At 40.5% G+C, this 21,716-nt stretch carries 18 protein-coding genes; 4 read left to right on the top strand and 14 right to left on the bottom strand.

The features are described from left to right. Positions 1-10: 10 nt before the first annotated feature. The 3 genes from H6G73_RS02180 to H6G73_RS24695 form a co-directional block, all read right to left on the bottom strand. Positions 11-4,687, bottom strand: coding sequence for a phytase (locus H6G73_RS02180; protein ID WP_199317576.1), 4,677 nt, complete (start codon positions 4,685-4,687; stop codon positions 11-13). A 530-nt stretch (positions 4,688-5,217) separates the two neighbouring features. Then, the gene (locus H6G73_RS02170) at positions 5,218-5,637 is read right to left on the bottom strand and encodes an NUDIX hydrolase (protein ID WP_190601310.1); all 420 of its coding nucleotides are present in this window, start codon (positions 5,635-5,637) and stop codon (positions 5,218-5,220) included. Positions 5,638-5,664: 27 nt separating this feature from the next. After that, positions 5,665-5,790, bottom strand: coding sequence for a hypothetical protein (locus H6G73_RS24695; protein ID WP_256443759.1), 126 nt, complete (start codon positions 5,788-5,790; stop codon positions 5,665-5,667). Between the two features lie 263 nt (positions 5,791-6,053). Here H6G73_RS24695 and H6G73_RS02165 point away from each other — a divergent pair, with 263 nt between their 5' ends. Next, positions 6,054-6,872: an SDR family oxidoreductase gene (locus H6G73_RS02165; protein WP_190601309.1), complete on the top strand. Its 819-nt coding sequence runs from the start codon at positions 6,054-6,056 to the stop codon at positions 6,870-6,872. An 82-nt stretch (positions 6,873-6,954) separates the two neighbouring features. On the opposite strand, the gene H6G73_RS02160 is transcribed toward H6G73_RS02165, so the two are convergent. From H6G73_RS02160 to cobG, 7 genes are all read right to left on the bottom strand, one after another. Beyond that, positions 6,955-7,311: a Spx/MgsR family RNA polymerase-binding regulatory protein gene (locus H6G73_RS02160; protein WP_190601308.1), complete on the bottom strand. Its 357-nt coding sequence runs from the start codon at positions 7,309-7,311 to the stop codon at positions 6,955-6,957. A 69-nt stretch (positions 7,312-7,380) separates the two neighbouring features. Continuing rightward, positions 7,381-7,836, bottom strand: coding sequence for a cupin domain-containing protein (locus H6G73_RS02155; RefSeq protein WP_190601307.1), 456 nt, complete (start codon positions 7,834-7,836; stop codon positions 7,381-7,383). Positions 7,837-7,900: 64 nt separating this feature from the next. Then, complete coding sequence (locus H6G73_RS02150; protein ID WP_190601555.1) at positions 7,901-8,683, bottom strand: cysteine hydrolase family protein; 783 nt, start codon at positions 8,681-8,683, stop codon at positions 7,901-7,903. 394 nt (positions 8,684-9,077) lie between these two features. Continuing rightward, a complete protein-coding gene (gene cobJ / locus H6G73_RS02145) occupies positions 9,078-10,817 on the bottom strand; it encodes a precorrin-3B C(17)-methyltransferase (protein WP_190601306.1) in 1,740 nt (579 codons plus the stop codon). A 101-nt stretch (positions 10,818-10,918) separates the two neighbouring features. Next, on the bottom strand, positions 10,919-11,623 hold the full coding sequence (locus H6G73_RS02140) for a precorrin-2 C(20)-methyltransferase (protein ID WP_190601305.1): 705 nt from the start codon (positions 11,621-11,623) through the stop codon (positions 10,919-10,921). Continuing rightward, positions 11,620-12,249, bottom strand: coding sequence for a precorrin-8X methylmutase (locus tag H6G73_RS02135; protein ID WP_190601304.1), 630 nt, complete (start codon positions 12,247-12,249; stop codon positions 11,620-11,622). Before H6G73_RS02135 ends, H6G73_RS02140 begins: the two co-directional genes overlap by 4 nt. A 43-nt stretch (positions 12,250-12,292) precedes the next feature. Next, entirely contained in the window at positions 12,293-13,729 is a 1,437-nt protein-coding gene (cobG, locus tag H6G73_RS02130; protein ID WP_190601303.1) for a precorrin-3B synthase, read from the bottom strand. 688 nt (positions 13,730-14,417) lie between these two features. Here cobG and H6G73_RS02125 point away from each other — a divergent pair. From H6G73_RS02125 to H6G73_RS02115, 3 genes are all read left to right on the top strand, one after another. Continuing rightward, positions 14,418-16,220 carry an iron uptake porin gene (locus H6G73_RS02125; protein WP_190601302.1) on the top strand — a complete coding sequence of 601 codons (1,803 nt, stop codon included), beginning with the start codon at positions 14,418-14,420 and terminating at the stop codon, positions 16,218-16,220. Between the two features lie 97 nt (positions 16,221-16,317). Further along, positions 16,318-17,070, top strand: a complete 753-nt coding sequence (locus H6G73_RS02120) for a peptidoglycan-binding domain-containing protein (protein ID WP_190601301.1) — start codon at positions 16,318-16,320, stop codon at positions 17,068-17,070. Between the two features lie 49 nt (positions 17,071-17,119). Beyond that, positions 17,120-17,329, top strand: a complete 210-nt coding sequence (locus tag H6G73_RS02115; RefSeq protein ID WP_190601300.1) for a hypothetical protein — start codon at positions 17,120-17,122, stop codon at positions 17,327-17,329. A 296-nt stretch (positions 17,330-17,625) separates the two neighbouring features. On the opposite strand, the gene H6G73_RS02110 is transcribed toward H6G73_RS02115, so the two are convergent. The 4 genes from H6G73_RS02110 to H6G73_RS02095 all read right to left on the bottom strand — a co-directional run bounded on the left by H6G73_RS02110 (position 17,626) and on the right by H6G73_RS02095 (position 21,696). Further along, on the bottom strand, positions 17,626-17,991 hold the full coding sequence (locus tag H6G73_RS02110; protein WP_190601299.1) for a hypothetical protein: 366 nt from the start codon (positions 17,989-17,991) through the stop codon (positions 17,626-17,628). 174 nt (positions 17,992-18,165) lie between these two features. After that, on the bottom strand, positions 18,166-19,488 hold the full coding sequence (locus H6G73_RS02105) for a CO2 hydration protein (protein WP_190601298.1): 1,323 nt from the start codon (positions 19,486-19,488) through the stop codon (positions 18,166-18,168). Between the two features lie 23 nt (positions 19,489-19,511). Further along, positions 19,512-20,102, bottom strand: a complete 591-nt coding sequence (locus H6G73_RS02100; protein ID WP_190601297.1) for a CDP-alcohol phosphatidyltransferase family protein — start codon at positions 20,100-20,102, stop codon at positions 19,512-19,514. A gap of 91 nt (positions 20,103-20,193) precedes the next feature. Continuing rightward, positions 20,194-21,696, bottom strand: a complete 1,503-nt coding sequence (locus tag H6G73_RS02095; protein ID WP_190601296.1) for an NADH-quinone oxidoreductase subunit M — start codon at positions 21,694-21,696, stop codon at positions 20,194-20,196. Positions 21,697-21,716 lie beyond the last annotated feature (20 nt).

The raw sequence follows: 21,716 nt of genomic DNA, 5'->3' as shown, positions 1-21,716 counted from the left end.
TAAACCCATATTATCCAATCTGGAAGTTACTAGCGGTGAGATTAGCTGCCGTAACTCCTAATAAAGAAACTACCTCCGTATTGCCAATTTTCAATAAGGTGTCGTTACCTACTTGAGAGAGAATTAGGTCACTAAATTGAGTGACACCAGTAATACCACCCATACCAATGACATCTGTTCCTGGTGAAAAGTCAGTCACAATATTTTTAGTAGTGGGGAGAGTGCTATTAGCAATCCAGAATTGGTCAATACCAGTACCACCTGTTAAGCGATTTCCACCCTGTTGACCTGCAAACAGTACATCATCACCATCACCACCAAATAAGTGGTCGTTGAGATTTGAGTAGAGTTGGTCATCACCAGAACCACCATAGAGACGGTTATTACTGCCACTACTGCTGAGGTTGTCGTTACCAGACCCACCAAATAGGAATTGGTTTGAACCTTCTACTACTTGCAAATTATCAGCACCTGCTGCCCCAAAAAGATTATTGCCGCTAGTACCTTGAACTACTTTTAGCTGGTCGTCTCCATTGCCACCATCAGCGTTAGTATTACCAGCATCACCATTTTGACCAATAAAAATTTGGTCATTTCCTTCTCCTCCTAACACAGAAGAGTTACCACCTGTGAATACGGTGTCATCACCATTGCCAGCAATAATGGTGTTTTCTGCTGTTGCTTCTACTGTGTCTGCACCATCACCAGCAAATAAAACTTTTTCTGCATCTAAGTTGACAGTATCGCTGTTGGTAGAAGCAAATTGCAGAGGTAACTGAGGGACAATTGGCAGATTATTGGGTAGTTCTAAAATGCCGAGTTTTTCTGTGGGTGTATTGCCGGTAATGTTGAAGTCATTATCATTAATTAACGCTAGGGTATTGGGTGCGACTAGTGCCAGTCCCTCTAATTTCTCCACCCCAGTGTAACCCAGTTGAGCAGCATTAGCGATGAGGGTTTTGGTGACAGGATTGATATTAGCCGCTATTAATTCAGCGAGAGTTAACTGTTCAATAGTTTTACCGCTGGGCAAGGAGAAGTTAGCAGAATTATGGATGTTAGTGGCATCTGCTAAGTTGATTTGATAGATAAGTTTATTGGCATCTGCACTAGACCTGTCATCTCGTTCAACGACGGCAAATTTACCGTTACCTAATGAAACTGCATCGCCAATTTTATCTGTTTTGGCGTTACCACTACCTGTAATATCGTCGAGTAAATACAAATATTGGCCAGTAACAGTTTTAGATGTGATGTCAAATTCCAAAATTCTCAGATTTCGGGAATTTCTGGATGTGGTATCTCCACTATTATCAGGATTATCGATCGCACTTTGAATAAAGGCATAAAGTTTGTTACCTTCCAATGCTACGGCTTCAAACCCTCTATTATTACGGCGTTGGGCGTAAACTTCTGGTAATACCTCTGTGCCAAATGTTCCTGCTGGTTGGTCTGGTTGGGGTGCAGTGGCAGTTCCTTGGGGAATAAACCGTTCAATGAGTTTCCCATTACTATCAAAGTGATAAATTGCTGGACGATACTCATCTACCATCCAATAGTCACCGTTGTTGGCAACAACAATACCTTCTAAGTCTGCACCAAAAGGATCATTAGTTAGTGGTTGATTATTTAAATCAACGCCAATTTCATCAGTATAAGCTGTACCACCAGTCCCAGCTTGTAGGTTAGGCAGTCCTGTTAAGGGCGTTGTACCATCTGCACGGAATAAACCTGTTCTCTTGGTGATGTTGATTTCACCAGTTGTACGGTTTAATTCAAAACTAATTATTTCTGGTTGGAAGTTAGGTAATAAAAATGGTCTGTTTTGACCTGTAGGTTCACCATTGGGGCCACGGTCTGTGTGGGTAACGAACTTCCAGTTACCGTTAGCAGCAATTCCTTGGAAATATAGTCCAGAGAAGCCACCTAAGAAAATATCTTGTCCTGTGGAAGTTGTGCCTAATTTAGGCAGGTTGGTAAATTCGTAGTTGGTTAGCCTTGGCTGTAGTTGAGGTGTGCGAGGGTCGTAACTAGTTGTGTCGATGTTCAGAGGGTCAGGAAAAGCGTTAGCAATGTTTTCCCAAGGTACGAATTTGAAGTTGGAGTTGATGTTTTCTCCTTCATTATCTAGTACAACTGGTTCGTTGCTGCCATCTTGGGTGACAAAGAGGCCAGAGGGGAAGTTGGGGCCTAAAGGTACATTCACCACATCTGCACCGTCTGACTCTTGGACGCTATCTATTGTGCCGTTGTTACCAATGGCAAAGGTACCTAAATAATCGTTATTACCTTCACGGGTGTAAGCTACAAAGGTGTTGTTACCTTGGCTAGAGGTGAGGAGATAGCCGGTACCATTTTGACCATAGTAAATGGTTAATCCTTCTACATCTGCTTCTAGATGGCTACCACCTAAGTCTTTAACTTTATCAATGAGTTTACCAGTAGTGCCACCGTCAGGTTCTGCGGAGAATTTCCAAATACCCACATTTTCTTGACCGATGTACAGGAAGCCTGTTTCTTGGTCAGCAACCATACCCTCGGTTTGAGGTTCTAGGTCTGCTGTGGTAGGAATTGTAAATTCTCTGACTCTTTCTGCCCCAATTTTGCCGTTACCTTTATCGATTAATTTGAATTGGGCCACATCTCCGGTTTCTCGACGATTCACGAAGACGTAGTAATCTTGGGTGAAGGGACTGCGGTAAAGGGCAACTCCGTAAGCACTACGGGAGGATGGTTCATAGGGTGGTGTGAAGGGTGCGGCTTGGAAAAGAGTGCCAATGCTGCTGTCGGTGATGTCTTCTAAATACTTACTATCTGTGGGGTTGGGGTTAATTTTGAAGATGGCAAGTTTATCATTATTGCGATCGCTTGCCACGGCAATATCTACTACATTATTCCCCAATTTAAACCCATATTGCAAGTCAATATTGTTGTAGCGAATATTGCCAGGATTTACGGTTTGTAACAAGTTGCCAGATAAGTCATAAACTCGCAGTCCAGCATTTTTCACTGCGGTCAGGACGAAACTATTAGCAGAGTTAGTCGCATTGACATAAATAGCTGGATCATCTGCATCAGCATCTTGCTCATCATTGTCCAATAAATCAGGGCTGGTTTCTATGATTGGGGCAGCTGCTGGAAATATTTCATACAAACTCACTGTCTGACTGACTTCATTAGCAACCCCTAACAAGGGCCGATTATTAGGACTATTTTCAGCAGAGATAAATTTTAAACCTTCAGGACTAATATCATCCTCATAACGAATATATTGTACAAATTTCGGGGCAGTGGGTGTACTCAGGTCATAGACCATTACACCTCCACCAGCACGTTCTAAACCCACAAAACCATAGGGTATGCCATCGATTACACCGACAATTACTGCTTCTGGTTCTGGGCCTTTATTATCGGAACGAGTATCAAAATCTTCAGGATCACCATTATTAGCATTGAACAATTCCGGTGTTGCTTTTGCTAAAAATTGTTCAATTTGATCACCACTATCATATACTAACTGACCTTGGTCATTCCAAATACTAAAAGAACGACCACCATAGGCATAAAGTTGATCAAAGTCACCATCTCCATCTGTATCACCTAAGGTGTTAGTAATGACTAACCGACCTAAATTTTCTTCTTTCTTCAGTTCATCGCCATTTGGGAAAGCTGTGGGATCAAGAGTGACATCATCTACTCTGCTTTCTTCATTGAAAATATCGCCTTCATCTTTACCAGTGACAATGCCATCATCCGTAGGACGGATGCGAGAATCTCCTTCATTAGCAGTAATATAATAGGTTTTACCATCAACTTGAAAAGAGCTAATTTCATCTGGTTGGTACATACCAAAAACGTTCCATTTTTTGATATTTATTCCTCCATTAACGGCGCTATCTTTATCACTAGCATCTAGCCCATTTCCAGGTAAATTATAGTTTTTAAATCCCAAAGGTACTATTTTTTCAACAGTTCCAGTTTCAATATCAACTACGGCAAAAGCATTATTTTCTTGGAGAGTAACAAAGGCAGTTTTATTATCAGGGTCAATAGCAATATACTCTGGTTCAAAATCTTGAGCGGCTGAAGAATTAGTACCATTAGCTAATTTACCAAAAATCCTAATACCTTGAGATTTTAATGTAGCTTCTTGACCATTAAAGGCAGTGAAATTAGCAGTTTTTACCTTGGTATTATCTAAAGCTGTAATGTCTCCGGAAACATCAATAATACTAATTGACCCCTCTGGATCAATTGTATAATCTTCACTTGGTTCTCCTTCGTTGGCAACAAGTAATTTACTGCCATCAGGAGTAAAAGTAAGCATATCAGGTAAAGCACCTACAGTAACTTCTGCAAGTTTGGTCAAAGTAGCAGCATCAAAAAAAACAACTTTGCCAGGGTCGGTAACTGTATTTGCAGAAATAGCTACAGCAACAATACTATTCGCAGTTCCTACCCCTTTTCTCACCGCTACACTTTGAACTCCTGCGCCAAAACTAGATAAATCAATATTGTTAAATTTAGTTGGTTCTAGCGGGTTGGAGATATCAACTACTTGGATAACGGGTTTTCCTTCTACTTCACCAGTCACAAACAGGCGTTTTGATTTAGGGTCAAAATCTGTAATTTCTGCACCGTTTAGCTCAAGACTAGCAATATGGTTTAATTGAATGAGATTATTCATGGCTACATTTATGGCTAAAGTTCCGAGAAATAGCTGGTGAATTCAAATTTCAATAGATACTTTTGAATAATCCGAAAAAAGTATATTCAATAGCACCTATAGAAGTATTAGAAGTAACACACAAAAATCAAGTTACAGTAGCCAAATTAAGAAATTACTAACTCAAGGTTAAGAGATTCATGAAATATATTGAAAATATTAATTCATTGAAAAATATTATTTGCTCAGTATTTATTTTTATATTTCTGCTTTGAAAAACAGGGTTTTTGATATTCTGTATTCCTTATCTGTTGCCTGTTCCCTCTCCCAAATCTAAAATTTATTTTGCACGACTACTTATCAATCTATAAGATAAACTAAATCTAAGTTGGCGAAAATAAAATAAATATGGTGAAAAGTTAATCTTTACTGCTCTTGCTATGCAAATTTAATGTGTCAAAATTTAGCAGTTAACTTTTCTAGTTTAAAAACAAAATCCCCTATTGTATCAGGGGATTTTTCTCAGCCTAGTTAATACAAAACTAGAAAATTTAAATTTTTACTTGCTCTTTAGAGGTTTTAATAATTCTTCTCAGCGATGGTTTTTTAATCATTCTAGCTGCTTGGTTGACCTCCAACCACTGCCTTTTTCTTTTTGTCGCTTCTGGCCAATCTTCTAATATGGTTTCTACTGGTAATAAAAACAAATTTACTTGATAAGTATTACCACGCTTACGATATTTATAAGCACCTAATTTCTCTGTATTCACCTGACCCACCACTCCCGCTTCTTCCCAGGCTTCTTTTGCCGCAGAATCATGGGGACTCATACCTTTACACAGTCCACCTTTGGGAATGACCCAGCTTTGTTGTTTACGAGTAGTAATTAATAAAACCTCTATTTTGCCATTTTGCACACGATACGGGATTACACCCGATTGTTTCAATACTTTAGTAGTTTTTCGGCTCATTGGCATGGATTCCTTGTGAATCAGTATTTAAAGTTTAATTTTTCTGGAAACAAAAGTAGCTATGGTCAACATACCTCTGGGGTAGTTACCCCCATATTCACAATCTTGACTATAAATTTCTTTGACCTTAATCACATCTTTCTCTTGAGACATAAATACTTCCGTATAATATTTGACTTTATAATGATATTATTAATGCAAATAGAAGTTATTTTAAACCACAATATGACTAGATGTCATAGCTCAAATTCAACTTCTTGTAAATAACTCATATTTATTTTCCTCTATCTTTGTACAATGCAGAAAAAACTCCAGAGATACGGAAATAACTCTGGAGTAAGACGGATACATTTACCTACAATATATCTTGCCCAGTTTATTGTTAAAAGTAACAACAGATACTGTAAAAAATAGTTATGACTTCTGTATTAATTTCTCGTGAAGACTTGGTGTTAGTTGTCGGTGCTACAGGTGGTGTAGGTCAATTGGTAGTTGGGAAACTGATTGAAAAAGGGTTGTCAGTTCGCGTACTGGTTCGGAATCAGGCTAAAGCAGAAAAAATGTTCGGTAACACAGTAAATTTTGCTGTGGGTGATATCCTTCAGCCAAATACTTTGTCTGAAGCGATGGAGAATGTCAGTGTGATTATTTGCTGTACAGGAACCACTGCTTTTCCTTCCCAAAGATGGGAGTTTAACCAACCTCTCAATTTAATTGAGTTGGTAATAGGGTTATTTCATCCTGAATATAGCACAGCTAAAGCTAGAAATACGCCAATGAAGGTTGATGCAGAAGGTGTCAAAAATTTAGTTGCATCTGCACCTAGAAATTTAAAAAGGTTTGTTTTTGTTTCTTCTTGTGGAATTAGTAGAAAAGAAGAATTTCCTTTTATTATTCTCAATCGTTTTGGTGTACTAGATGCTAAACAGCAAGGAGAAGAAGCAATTATTAACTCAGGACTTCCCTATACAATTATTCGTCCAGGGAGGTTAATTGATGGGCCTTATACTTCCTATGACCTCAACACTTTATTAAAAGCGGAAACTAAAGGTAAATTGGCTGTTGTCTTAGGTAGAGGTGATAAATTAATTGGTGATGCTAGTAGAATTGATGTAGCGGCAGCTTGTGTAGAAAATTTATTTTCTCCTAGTACAGTGGGGCAAGTTTTTGAGTTAGTGAATCGAGGACAAAGACCTGATATAATTGATTGGTCAAGGTTGTTTGAGCAAATGTGAATAATGATAGATTCTGTAGAGACTTTACAGTAAAATCTCTACAGTTAATCAAAAAACTTTGTGGTTCTTAAATTAGGTGAGTTTATAGACCCAACTTTTGCCTGATTACTTCGTCTTTGCTTCTGAAACCTACTAAGACAGCAGTTCCATTTAAGAGGAAAAGGGGACGCTTGATCAGCATAGCATCCTTGGCAAATGCCTCAATCCACTGCTCATCTGTCCAAGTCTTTTTTTCATCACCTAGAGCGCGGTAAGATAGACCAGAGGTATTTCGCATGGGAGCAGAACCCAAAGACTTGACCCAATTTTGCAGCATTTCAAAAGTTGGGGGAGTTTCTTTGGTGTTGATAAACTCATAGTCAATACCGTTGTCTTGGAGCCACTTAAAAGCTTTTTTGCAGGTTCCGCAGTTGGGTATTCCGTAGACTTGAATGGACATAACAAAGATTAATCAACATTTTCGTTATTTCATATTACTTGTATATGTGCCATTCTTTACTGTTTGCATTCAACGTTGGTTGAAAAAATCTAATCTTCCTAATACTGCCATATCTTCAGCATCTAATTCTTCAGGAATACCACTGCGAATTAATTCTGAAAAGTTTTCGTTAGGAACCATGAATGTTAGCGTATAAAGACGATTAATGCCTGTATTTTTAATTAAATGTATGCCTGTAGGTGGTACTAATAAGCTATCTCCTGTTTTGAGAGAGACTTTTTTGCCATCACAAATAGCAATTCCTTCTCCTTTGAGAATAAAAAATACTTCTACTGCCCAGTTATGACGGTTAGGTGGTGTTTGTCCACCAACATCAAATATTTCCAGGCAACAGGTTAAGGAAGTATTAGCAATGGCAGAATCAAAAATTATGGCTAGTCGATTGGTATCACGGGGATGGATACGATAGACTTGGTAGTCTTGGGGTGACTTGATGATGGGAATGACGCAACTAATAGTTGGCATATATCATTTTGGGTTGTTGATTAAATGAATGTTTGTTCTGTAAATCAAAGAATGAACTTATTTGTTATTGCCAATTGCTGTTATTGATAGCTGTGAAAATTTCTGATGTTTCAGTGACGAAGCCAAAGCATTGTTTGATGTTATATAATGTGGCTAACCAACAGTATTCTGGTGAAGTTGTGGCTGTACAATCTTGGATGAAAATACAGTCGTAGCCTAAAAAATTCGCATCGCATAAAGTTGTTAATACACATTGGTCAGCATTGACCCCTGCAAAGAAAATTGTGGTCTTTCCTAAGTTACGCAGAATACTATCTAAGGGTGTATCCCAAAAGCCACTCATGCGATATTTATCAATGCGAATGTCTTCTGGCTGTTGGGGGAGTTCATCTACAACTGCTGCGGCCCAACTACCTGCTGTCAGTACCTTAGCACCGTTTTTGGGCAAGCGATCGCCTAAACCCACACCATCACCAGTAGGATTATATACATGTAATAATCCGGGGCTAATATTCAGTAAATCAGGTCGATTGCCCCAATTTAGCCAAATTACGGGCACACCAACAGCCCTCAATACTGGTAAGAGTTTTTGCAACGGTTCAATAGGTTTCCGTGTGGGAGTGACATCTACACCAATATGGGCTAACCAACCATCAGGATGACAGAAGTCATTTTGCATATCAATAACCAAGATTGCGGCTTTGGCCAAGTCCAGGTGCAAAATTTTGGTTTCTGTGGTTAAAATAATAGTCTGTGGGATTTTTGGCGGGCGAGTAATATCTGCGATCGCTTGATTCACACTCCAAGCATTTGGTGCAAGTCCTAATTTCCGCAAGGGCAAATTCATATTCTGACACCCAACATTATTTTTACTTTGTAGCTTGAAATGATGTTGAGATTTCAATTGCTTAATCAAGGTTAAAATATACCTGCCTTGTCTATGAGGTGACAGAGAAAAGAAGACAGAAGTTGCAGGAGTTGCAGAAGTTGCAGAAGTTACAGAAGTTGCAGAAGTTACAGAAGTTACAGAATAATTAATGCCATTGCGGCGGAATTCTGGCATTTTTAAACTCCTGTTCGCGCAGCGTATCGCTTTTATACCAATTCTCCAAAAGCAACCAACACATTGAGTAAACCCCTCCCCAACCCTCAGAGCAAGCGGGGAGGGTGCGCGATAGCGCGGGTGGGGTAATTATCTGTTGGCAAAATTTTTCGATTTGGTATTAGAAGGTGTAGAGGCTTTATAATTTCATATCTGTAGTAGGGGTTGTGTCTTCCAAGGTGTAGCGACGAGAAGTATAGACCCGCACTTGATTATCTAAGATTTTTATCTGCTGAGTTTGGGAAGAACCAATAATAATCAAAGTTCGCATATCAGCACAAGCTGGTTCTAACTGTGCCAGGGTAATAACTTTGACATTTTCCCCTGGTCTACCCAGATTTTGACCTAAAATGACTGGTGTGTCTGGTTTCCGGTATTGCAAGATAATATCTCTAGCCGCAGCTAGTTGCCAAGTCCGCTCTTTGGAGACAGGATTATAGAAAGCGATGACAAAATCAGCTTGGGCTGCGGCAACAATGCGCTGGGCGATAATTTCCCAAGGTTTCAATATGTCTGATAAAGAAATAACACAGAAATCATGGCCCAAGGGTGCACCAATAGCTGCCGCTGTGGCTTGCATGGCGGAAATACCTGGTGCTACTTGAATATCTATGGTTTGCCATTCTGGTTTGTTATAGCGGTCGATAACTTCAAAAACAGCGGTGGCCATTGCGAAAATACCGGGGTCGCCTGAAGAAACAACAGCTACATATTTTCCAGCCGCAGCTAAGTCTAAGGCTAATTTTGCCCTTGCTTCTTCCACACGATTATCAGACTCGTGGCAGCGTTTACCATCAGCTAGAGAACCAATTAAATTAATGTAAGTTTTATAACCAACTAAATCTGTGGCAGAGGTGAGAATTTCTTTCACTTCTGGTGACATCCACCGGGAAGCACCGGGGCCAGTGCCAATAATGGCTAATTTTCCTCTTGCTTGTCCTATGGTTTCGGGGTCGATAATTTGGGGGGAGATGGCTAGGGCTAGGGACGGGGAAAAGGAGATAATTTGACTATCTGTTCCTGTAGCGGCTTGGGCAACTGTAGAACTCTGTGAGGTTAGCTGACTATCTGAAAAAAAGCGGGTGGGGACATTGAATGTTTGGGCGATCGCTTGCAGGGTAGAATGGGCAGCAAGGCTTAGAGGTGCGAATATCCCCGCTATTGATTCTCGTGCAATATTCGTTTCTTGAAGTAATTGATAAATTTGGTTGAGGGTTTCTGATGTCGCTGTGGTGATGGCAATGGCCACTGTTTGTGGATGATAAACTAAACAATCAGATGTGAGATTTACCTTCTTTTCCGTTATTTGAATAGTTAACTCCCCATCTGAGTCAATAGGTAATTGACTATTACTCAACCAAGGGGCTGTTCCTACTAACTTCACTTTTGCCCCAGCCAATAGGTCAGAAATGAATTTCTTTGCGTCCTCTGGGTTAGCTAAATAATATCCAGGAGGAGGAGAAAGTAAAGCAGTGCGAAAACGCAAATCTCCTGTAGTGGTAATTGCTGCTTGTACATGTAACCCCTCAGCAATGAGACGGGCTAAATCATTAACTCCACTCAGTCCACCTAACAATGGCACAACTGCACTACCATCTTCAGCTACAGCTAATACTGGTGGTTCTTGTCTTTTATCACTGATGAGGGGGGCAATAGTTCTAATTAAAATCCCTGCTGCACATATACCTATAATGGGTGTACCCGCTGCGAATAACTCCCGCACTGTTTCCCCAAAGTTGGTGAAGCTAATATCCACATCTTGAGTGCGGTTGGACAAACCGTAAATTTTCGCCTGGGGTAAGCTGGAGACAATTTTTCTAGCTGTAGAAAGGCTGTTTTGACCAAGTATGATGATGGCAGGTGCAACTTTTGTTGTCATTGTGGAAAGAATTGGTGATGCACAGAAGGAATTAGTTTCTAGAAATCTCTACAGAAATCTTATGTGGGCATCTTGCCCACCCTGATGTAACACTGTAATTCCTAGAGTCGGCTGGTTGTGGGAATAACTATCATGGCAAAGTAAGGCACTTGTTCCGGGTTGACTTCATCTAGGGGAATAATGCGCTGTTGTGTAGTTGTCGCCCGTTCTATATATTTTGCCCTTGGTGCTAGTCCCAATTCATGGAGAATATTTCTGATTTTTGGGAAATGGCGACCCAGTTTCATAATAGCCACCGCATCACTAGTTAATAATTCTCTCTTAAGGATATCTGGAGGAAGTGGTGCTGGCAGAATTTTGAGAATATCGTTGTAGTAAGTGAAGGGTACACCTAAAGCGACAGGACAAGCCATGAGGGAAGAAACACCAGGCACTACTTCTGTGTGATACTTTTCCGATAGTCGGGTAAACAGGTACATAAAGGAACCGTAGAAAAAGGGGTCGCCTTCACACAACACAACTACATCGCGACCAGCTGCCAAATGTTCAGCAACAGGTTCTATTTCTTGGTCATAGATAGAAGAGGCTTTTTCTGGTTCTAGGGCGCGTGGAAAGTGAAACCGCACTTCAATTTGATTTCCAGGCAGGTGTTGGTCAACTATTTTTCTGGCGATACTTTCCCGGTCTGCGGCGGAGTGATAGGCAAGGACAGGGGCAGAACGCAGTAAGCGCAATGCCTTGAGGGTCAAGAGTTCCGGGTCTCCTGGCCCAACTCCAATTCCATAGAGACGACCAGCTGTATTCATATTTCTTCCTCCCTAGCCAAGGCGTTAACTGCGGCGGAGGCGATCGCACTTCCTCCTCTGCGTCCGTGTAAAGTTAAGAATGGGACATTGCGACTATCTGCGGCTAAGGCGGCTTTGGACTCGGCTGCACCCACAAAGCCCACAGGAAAGCCTAAAATTACCGCCGGACGTGGTACTCCAGCATCCAGCATTTCTAGTAATCTAAACAAGGCGGTTGGGGCGTTACCAATGGCCACAATAGCCCCTGCTAGATATGGTCGCCATAATTCTAAAGCTGCGGCTGACCGAGTATTGCCTAATTTCTGTGCCAATTCCGGTACTTCTGGGTCATTCAGAGTACAAATAACTTGGTTATTGGCAGGTAATCTTTTTCTGGTTACTCCTTCGGCCACCATGCGACAATCACATAGAATGGGTACGCCTTGGGCTAAGGCTGTTCTGCCCGATTTTACTGCCGTTTCTGAATACCCCAAGTCGGTGACTATATCCGTCATTCCACAGGCGTGAATCAGTCGGACAGCTACTTTAGCTACATCAGGTGGCAAAATATCTAAGTTAGCTTCTGACCTGATAATGGCGAAGGAATTCAGATAAATTTCGTTGGCATCGCGGATATAACTGGTCATTGGTGGTTTATTTATGGGAGATGAGGAGGTTGATTAAAAATATTTAATTCAATAACTGTTTTAATTCGGGGATATCGTGACGGGTGATAAAGTTGCTAAAGGTTTCGTCTAGGTTTAAGCGTTGGTTTTTGTACACTCGTAATATTTTTTCAATCAGTTGGGGTAGTTCTGCAAAACTCACATAATCATAGATTTGCCGACCAAATTTCTGTAAACTACCATCACCTAAATAAACTTGATAGCCTGGTAAGGTTTGATTTTCTGTCTCTACAGCTACCCCCAACAAGGTAATATCTCCTTGATTTTGTTGGGCACAAGATTTACTACAACCGCTAAAATGTATATTAATGGGTTGTTCTAAGGCAATATGAGATTGAATATAATTTGCTAATGCCAAGGCGTGGTCTTTAGTTTCGGTCATAGCAGATGCACAACCCCTTTTCCCAGAACAAGCAACTAAGGCACTTTGAATATTAGTAGGTGAATAACTGAGTCCTAAAGTGACAATTTCTGTTTCTACTTCCACTAGTTTGGCTGCGGGAATATCTGTCACCAGCAGGTTTTGCCAAGGTGTTAACCTGATATTACCATTTCCCAATTTTTCCACTATGTTCACTAAACCTCGTATTTGCCAAGTTTCCAACCTTCCCAAAGGTAAAACAACACCAATATAAAACAGTTGTGGTTGTTTTTGACGATGAATGCCAACGTGAGAATAATTGTGATTGGGGGATGTGGAGATGCTATGTAAAGACTTTCTCGATGTGAATTTCTCTCCCAGCGCTAAATCAAGGTATTTATCTACACCTAAATTATTAATGACTTCCCGCAACCTGACTTTGCGGCGCATAGTTGTATCTGTATATTGCAAATACACTGCCGCTAATGCCGCTAAAACTGGTAAACATTCATCCGGTGTTAGTAATATTCCTGTATCTTCAGGTAGTTTTCCTTTTTCTCCAAAACTCAAACAAAGGCGGAAATAAACTGCGTTATTAATCAGGACGGCATTTAAGCTGATATCATTGACAATTCCTTGTACAGAGACCTGACCGCCACCATCAAAACTAACACTAAATTTTGCTGACAGTGCCCCTAACTGGGGGTAGTTACAAATGTATTCATCCCAAGCTTGAACAAAAGGACGAGTATCAATTACTTCCTTGGCATCAATACCTGCTGTGGGACTAGTCATAATATTGCGGATATGGTCTACATGGGGATTATTTGCACCTATACCCAAAGATTGCAGGTGTGAATAAACGTTGTTGCTAATTTCTGATTTAATTTCCCTAATTTGAATATTAGCGCGATTGGTCACATCAACATAGCCACCACCACAATTATCTGCTATATCTGCGATCGCACAAAATTGTTGATTGTTGATTATCCCTCCTGGAATTCTGATGCGTGTGAGAATCCCATCTTGGGCAGGTGTAGCATAAAATAAACCAGGGCAAGCTGTAAATGCGGGCAACAATATAAATTACTCCTTCTCTGTGCAACGCAGAGTGTATAAGGTGAAAGTGTGGTAATCACACCCTGAGAGTTGGCATTCTGACTCATTCAATCTTGGATTTGGAGTTGGGGATTTTCTGAATCACCTTGTTGCTATCTTTGGTTTTTCAGCACAAATACAATTCCCACTCGCAAATCAAAAATTCCTTTACAGCTGCGGCACAGTCCCGGAATTACACCGGAGTTTCCCAACTCTTAAGATTTAGCAGTTTAACACGAGCAGGGATACAACGATTGGAATATTTTATTAAGGACATTAGAAGACACAGAGCATTTCGACTTCGTAAATAAATTTATCTTATTTAAGTAAATATACTTTTTTTATCTATGAATAAAAGAGCAATTTAATTCTGAATACAATTTTTATTCTTTACCACAAAATTACTAACATTTATTTTTTATTTCCTAAATGTGTATCATTAAAATTATCAATCATAGGAATTGTTAAATATTTTCCAAAATAGTATTTACTATAATTTAATACAAGCAAAACATGTATTGATAAGGTCAAATCAGTAAATGGAATTACTAAATTTGAAATTTGAAGTCGAAATAAGATTCTTCCTATCAGAAAGACTTTAAATTTACTTATCAATAATATTTGCACAAAAAATCAATTTTTACCCTATTTCATATACTTGGGAGTCACCATGAAAAAATATCTACTAGCTACTGCTGGTGGAGCAGGTTTGCTATGGTTAATTTTTGGTTTGTTACCTGCACAAGCTTTAAATCAATCAGATTTAATAGACAAAAAAATAGCTAATGATTCAAATGATGAAAATAATCATCAAAATAGTGCAACACTAACAGTTAATAACTCTGATCAAAATTTAGAAATAAACAATTTAGATCAAGATGATGAACTAGCACAAATAACATCTGTTTCTCAATTATCAGATGTTCAACCCACTGATTGGGCATTCCAATCACTACAATCTTTGGTAGAGCGTTACGGTTGTATTGCTGGTTATCCTAATAGTACCTATCGTGGTAATCGTGCTATGACTAGGTATGAATTTGCGGCTGGGTTAAACGCATGTTTAGACCGAATCAATGAGCTAATTACTACTACGACTACTGATTTAGTCAAAAAAGAAGATTTGATCACCTTGCAAAAATTGCAAGAACAATTTGCTGGGGAATTAGCCACCTTACGGGGTCGAGTCGATGCCGTGGAAGCCCGCACAGCAGAATTAGAGGCTAATCAGTTCTCCACTACTACCAAACTCAATGGAGAGGCTATTATTGCTGGTATTGCGGCTACTGGTGGTGCGCCTGGTAAAAGCAATCCCAACCCCATCCTAGTGAATAGAGTCAGGTTAAATCTCACCACTAGTTTTACAGGGAAAGACTTATTAATTACTGGCTTGCAAGCTCATAATTTTCTAGGTGGGGCTGATGGTTCAGGTAGCATGCAAAGCAGTTTAGGATTAGCTTCTCCCCTCCTGAGTTCTAGTAGTGCTCGCACCAGTTTTGAACCCCAATTTCCTGGGCTGAATGTCAAGAATTTATCTAGTGTTGGGGCAAACAGTTTAGAGCTTTACAAATTGTTATATATTTTTCCCGTCGCTGAAAAATTGACTTTATTTGCAGGAACTGCGGCGGAAACATCAGATGCTTTCCCAGCCGTTACGCCTTTTTATGGTGAAGGACAAGAGTCTATCTCTCGGTTTGCTAGTTTAAATCCTGTGTTACGTGTGTCTGGCGGCACTTCAGGTTCTGGTTTAGCATCGGCGGCTGGATTTATTTATAGCGTTTCCCCCAGCTTGGATTTCAGAGCCTTATACGGCAGTGTCAATGCTAATTTACCACAACAATCAGCGAGTGAAGCAGTACCCGGGGTTTCTAGCACTCCGTTGGGTGCAGGTTTGTTTAGTGGTAGTAATGTGGTAGCTGCACAGTTAACTTTTAAACCCAGTCGTAACCTGGATATTGGTTTAAACTACTCTCACAGCTATCACGAATTGAATATTTTAGGTACTGGTTTAATCAGTGGAGATGTTGGTGCTTTATCTGGTGTAGCTGCGGGAACACCAGTAACACTCAATTCTGTTGGTGGTACGGTCACATGGCGCTTTTCTCCTAAACTGGCTCTATCTGGTTATGGCGCAGCATTGTTTGTTGATGATTCCTCCAATAGCGTGAATGCTTCCACCACCTTTACAAGTTGGATGCTGGGAGTTCATCTGCGAGATTTATTTAAACCCGGAAATACGGCAGGGATTATTTTTGGTCAACCGCTTTATCGGACGGATGCTAGCGGTACTGCTGTATTAACTCCAGCAGGTGAAAATCGAGCTACACCTTATCATTTAGAGGCATATTATCGCTTTAAGGTGAGTGATAATATCAGCATTACTCCTGGTGCCTTTGTTTTGTTTAACCCAGAGGGTAATAGCAAAAATGAAACTACTGCGGTAGGTGTACTGCGGACTACCTTTACTTTTTAATAGTTTAAGGAAGTGGAGATCATCGCGATCGCTTCCAGCATACCAGAGGCGATCGCACAGCTGTAAAATCAGCATCAGAATCTTCCCACTTCTTTCTATGAACAGTAGACAAATAGCACGTATATCTAAATACATTAATGCCAATTGTCTCTATTGCTTACTGTTGTTAATCACAACACCAGCATTAATTACAGCGTCGCCCTCAGTATCCACTGCCCAAGTCAACAATACTGCTAAAATTAACCGTCCCACATTGACCATTGGCACTCAAGGTGAAAGAGTATCGGAACTGCAAGCCGCCTTGAAATTGTTAGGATTTTATACAGGTGCAGTAGACGGTATTTATCAAGAAGGGACTGCGAGTGCTGTCTCCCGCTTTCAAGTAGCTGCTGGGTTAAAGCCCATCGGCATTGTTGATAATAATACTTGGCAGAAGCTTTTTCCCAGTGTTTCTACACAATCAACTACTGTCAATACATCCTCCCCAGCCACTAATAATAATCGAGTTAATTCGGTTCCCGAACCAAAACCAGCCACTCCCAAACGTCCTAACCGTCAAACTCAAACATCTTCAGGTCTTCAGCCCACTCCTGCCAACCAACGACTCCCAAATATTCAATATACGGCAGAGGGTTGGCCAATTTTACGTTTAGGAAACCGTGGCCCTGAGGTGATTAAATTACAACAACAGCTAAAGAAACTCGGCTTTTTCAAAGGTTCTGTAAATGGAGTTTTTGGTACTGCGACAGAAGCAGCAGTGAAGGCTGCCCAAACTAGCTATAAGTTGACAGCTGATGGTGTAGCTGGTGGGGCGACCTGGAATGCTATGGTACAGCAAAGTTCCCGTTAATAAGTTGTATTGGGGTTGACTGGAAAAGTTATGTGTGAAGAATAGAAGTATGGCTACGCCACGCTGCGCGAACAGAAGTTCAGAAGTTCAGAAGTATGCCTACGGCACGCTACGCGAACAGGAGTATGCCTCCGGCACGCTGCGCGAACAGGAGTCAGTAGGGGCGGGTTTACAGATATCATCAACTATGAACGAGAATTTTGGTAAACCCGCCCGTACAGGAGTATGCCTACGGCAAGCTGCGCGAACAGAAGTTTAAAAATGCCAGAATTCAGCAGCAATTGCATTAAATTATTCTGTAACTCCTGCAACTCCTGTAACTTCTGTCTTCTTATTTCTGCGTCACGCTGCGCGAACAGAAGTTTAGGTCAAACTAGCCTTTTTTCCAGATAATGAAGAGCATGATTAAATTTTAGGCTGTTCAGGGGAATAGGATGTGATAGTGCGGTAAAAACTAAAATTGATTGGGTATTTAGTTACAAAGAAAAAATGAGGAGATAAATTAAATTGTCCTTACAACCCAGACAATTATTGACTGTCTAGCCTGTTCCCTTTCTAAACTGGTAAAGGTGCTAAACCGTGCAATTGTCTCACAGCATTAATACAAACTGGACAATCACAGCCAAATAACTGGATTGCTTCATCACTTTCTTGCTCGGTAAATTCTAATTCAGCAACATCATTAGGTTGGGCTTGGGCTACCTGTATGGTTGGTTGAGATTTTGGTGTGGAATTATCACTTACCTGTATACACACCTGATTCATAGTAGCTGAATGGGGCGATCGCACGCAAGAAAGATGAGTGCCAGTTGGTGTTACTGTTTGACTAGCATGGGCAGGTCTAGTCATCATCACCATAGACAAGATAGAAGCAAATAAGGCAGGGCTAGAAAGCAAAGTCAAGACAAATCTTCTGTTCATGTCGGTTGAAAAAGTGGTGAATGAAACCACAAACCAAGAATTACCTTTTCCAAGACCTTGGCTGTGAATCAGTCCATCTTATACAACTTTTTCCAGCTATAGCCCAATTGATAAAAAATCCCCCTGCATAGGGGGAAGTGATGGGGGAATATTTAAGGAACAAACAGCAAACTTTTAGCGATAATCTTGTCTTTGCACATTCCGTAACCTGGCTGCATCACGTATGCCATAATCAGCACGAGTGAAGCGATTTAGTTGCATTTCAAAGAAATCTCGATTCGCTTGTAGATGTTTGGGGTTGGGGTCATCTAAGGGATAAAGTAGGGCAGTTCTCAAGGCTTGGATAACAGCAGAGGTAACGTTATACATTGATCTTTGGAAAGTAATTCCCAACTGAATCAACATATCTTCTTCACCCCGACAATGTTTTTTGTAGTATTCCAATAAATAGGGGGGTAGGAAGTGCAACATGTCTTGCATCAACAATGTAGGTGGAATACCAGCTGTACCTACAGGAAACACGTCAGCGTAGAGAATGCCATAGTGAAAGTCTTTTTGGTCGCTGGGAACCTGTCCAGCTTGGGCATTATAGGATTTTGTCCCTCGGAAAGGCGCTGTACGATAAAATACTGCTTCTACATAGGGTAGGGCTGCTTCATATAGCCAGGTAAAGCCCTTTGATTTGGGAATAATTTCGTAGCATTCCCCATCAATATACACATGATGGTAAATCGGACGACCAGCGATCGCAAATATTCCATTCACTAGGAAATTCATGGCATCGGGTACACCCTTAAACCCACCTTCGTCATAGATGTCGGACATTTCAAAGAATACTGGGGCCATAACTTCCCAGAATAACCCCAAGTTGGCATAGTAGGACATCTGACGGCACTGTTCCAAGAACATATCTGGGAACAGCTTATACAGCCCCAACATTACAGGGTTACGTTTGAAGTAAGCTTTAATTGCCCTATCAGCGTTAGCTTTATATTCGTCAGAATCTAGATAAGCATCAAATTGATTAACTGGTGCATACATATGGCGATGCCACAGCATTGCCTGCATACAAGCTTCCGCAAACTCCATGTTAATCCGGTCATGCAACAGGTGATGCAATAGCTTTGGCATTTTAAAGGTTTCGCCTTTTTCCATAAATGCCAACAGTTCTGGATGTGCTGTTGCGGGCCCCCGCCAAATTCTTAAATCAGCATCATCACCTGCATAATGATTATGCAAATCTAAATACTCTTGAGGTAAAAAGTATTTAAAAGCAGGAAAGGGATCTAAAAATACTCGTTCACCAATATAAAGTAAGTCCCGCCAGTAAAAATCCATCGGTACAGCATAAGCTTTATAAATACCGATAATTTGCATTAAGTTTTCTGGCGTATCTGGCAACATCGAACCGCCAGCTTCTAAGCGATGAATTACTTCTGCAAATTCATGGGTTGAAGGTGGCAATTTAGTGGTGGGTTTGTCTGGAGTCAGTACCATTTTTATTTCCTGTGAATCATGTTTTATGAAGTAGCAATATTTTGGAATTTATGACGAATTTTTAAAGCATGAAAAATACTTAAAACATCATGAGTCCACACTGGCAAAATTAGCGTCATTGCAATTTCTTCAATTGTGTGAATAACACCAGCAATACAGGTTAGCCATAAGGCAAGTCCCGCATAATTAAAGCCAAACAAGGAAACTATGGCTATAAATAAAGTTAGTCCCCAAAACTTAGCTGAGTAGGTGTGATAGCTAGCAGGTTTACCATATTTGACTAAGTTGATTATCCACCAAAGTAGTTGAACTACCACAACAGAGAGTAAAGGTAAGCGATAGGAAATTAACACCTCTGAATATACCAACCAAGCACTGATAAATACACAGCCAAATAAACAAACATCAGCCCAACTATCCGCTTGTCGTAAATTGGCTGTACTCACACCTAAACGCCTAGCAATAATGCCATCAAAAATATCGGAAATAAACGCAGCCACAAAACCGATGATAAACCAAATGCTGGTTTTTCCATCCCAGGCATCCCAGAGGAGGAAGGGTGAAATCAAAAAGCGAAATACTACAAGGCTGGTAGGAACTAAATTGAAATTCATGGCTTCCTCTTCTTTGGCTGAGTAAATCAACAACTGAATGAGTATTCGACCTGGCTAAGAATAAACTTACATCCAGGTGAACACTATTTGATTACTTCAAAGCTACTTGAGAAACTGTGGTTTTTTCCAGAGGAGGAACGGCTGCTACCATGGCTGTAGTTGTGGTTTCACTCCAGCGCACCAACCAAGTAGGTTGCACACCTAAAAATAGAATTAAAGAAGCCAAAATTAAGGCGGGAACTTTTTCTGCCCACACCACTCTGGGATAGTAAGCTAAATCATTGTTGAGTTTTCCAAAGCAAGTGCGGTTGAGGAGAATTACGAAATATACTGCGGTCAAACCAGAGGTAACTACACACAAAAGTGTGGAAACTGGAAAGACAGAGAAGCTACCTTGGAAGACGATAAATTCAGCCACAAATCCTGTTAAACCAGGAATACCCGCACTAGCCATACCACTGAGAACTAACAAGGCGCTAATGAGGGGTAAACCACGAATGGGACTCATTAAACCATTGAGTTTATCTAATTCTCTGGTACCAACTTTGGCTTCAACTACTCCCACTAAATGGAAGAGAATAGCGAGGATGAGACCATGACTAAACATTTGGGCCACAGCACCGACTAGAGACAATTTGGTACTAGCTGCACCAGCCAGTAAGATATAGCCCATGTGACCGATAGAACTAAATGCTACCATGCGCTTGATATCTTTTTGGGCGATCGCTATAACTGACCCATAAATCGCGCTGACTGCACCCCAAATAGCTAAACTGGGAGCAACTACAGACCAAGCTTGAGGAAATAGACCAAAACCAAACCGCAATAAACCATAGGTTCCCAGTTTTGCTAGTACACCACCCAACAAAATCGCAATTGGTGCAGAAGCTTCTACATAAGCATCAGGTAGCCAAGTGTGGAAAGGAACCAAGGGAATTTTGATGCCAAAACCTAAAATGATCCCTGACAATAATACTAATTGCAGTCCTGTAGAAATTGTTTGGGTGGAAATCGCATCTAATGCAAAGCTGTGAGAATGTGTTAACCACACTGTACCCAAGAAAGTAGCCAGAATTAATGCCCCAGAAATAGCTGTGTAAATCAGGAACTTCATGCCAGCATAAGCTCGCTTTTCCCCACCCCAAATGGAAATGAGTAAATAAAAGGGAATTAATTCCAATTCGTAGAATAGGAAAAATAGCAATAAGTTTTCAGCTACAAAAGCCCCAGCTACACCTCCACTTACTAATAAAATCATGGAGTAAAATAGACGAGGACGTTCTGTATCTTTACTGCTGCTGTAAATAGCAATCCAGGTGAGTAAGCTATTTAATACCAACATTAAAATGGATAGCCCATCTACACCTAATTGATAGCTCAATCCCAAAGTTTCATTCCAAGGGATATATTCCCGAAATTGCATCCCTGGAAGATTAATATCAAACTTAAACAGAATGAAAAGATTCAACAGTAGGGTAAAGCCAGCTACTGCTAAAGCACCTAAGCGAATACGACTAGCAGGAATATCTTTACCAGGCCAAAAGCCGATAATGATAGCGCCTATAATGGGAAACCAAATTAACAGACTGAGCATAGATAATTCAAAATGTGAAT

Origin of the sequence: Richelia sinica FACHB-800, from assembly GCF_014698825.1 — a bacterium.
Lineage (GTDB): Bacteria > Cyanobacteriota > Cyanobacteriia > Cyanobacteriales > Nostocaceae > FACHB-800.
This window is presented reverse-complemented; position numbering and strand designations above follow the sequence as displayed.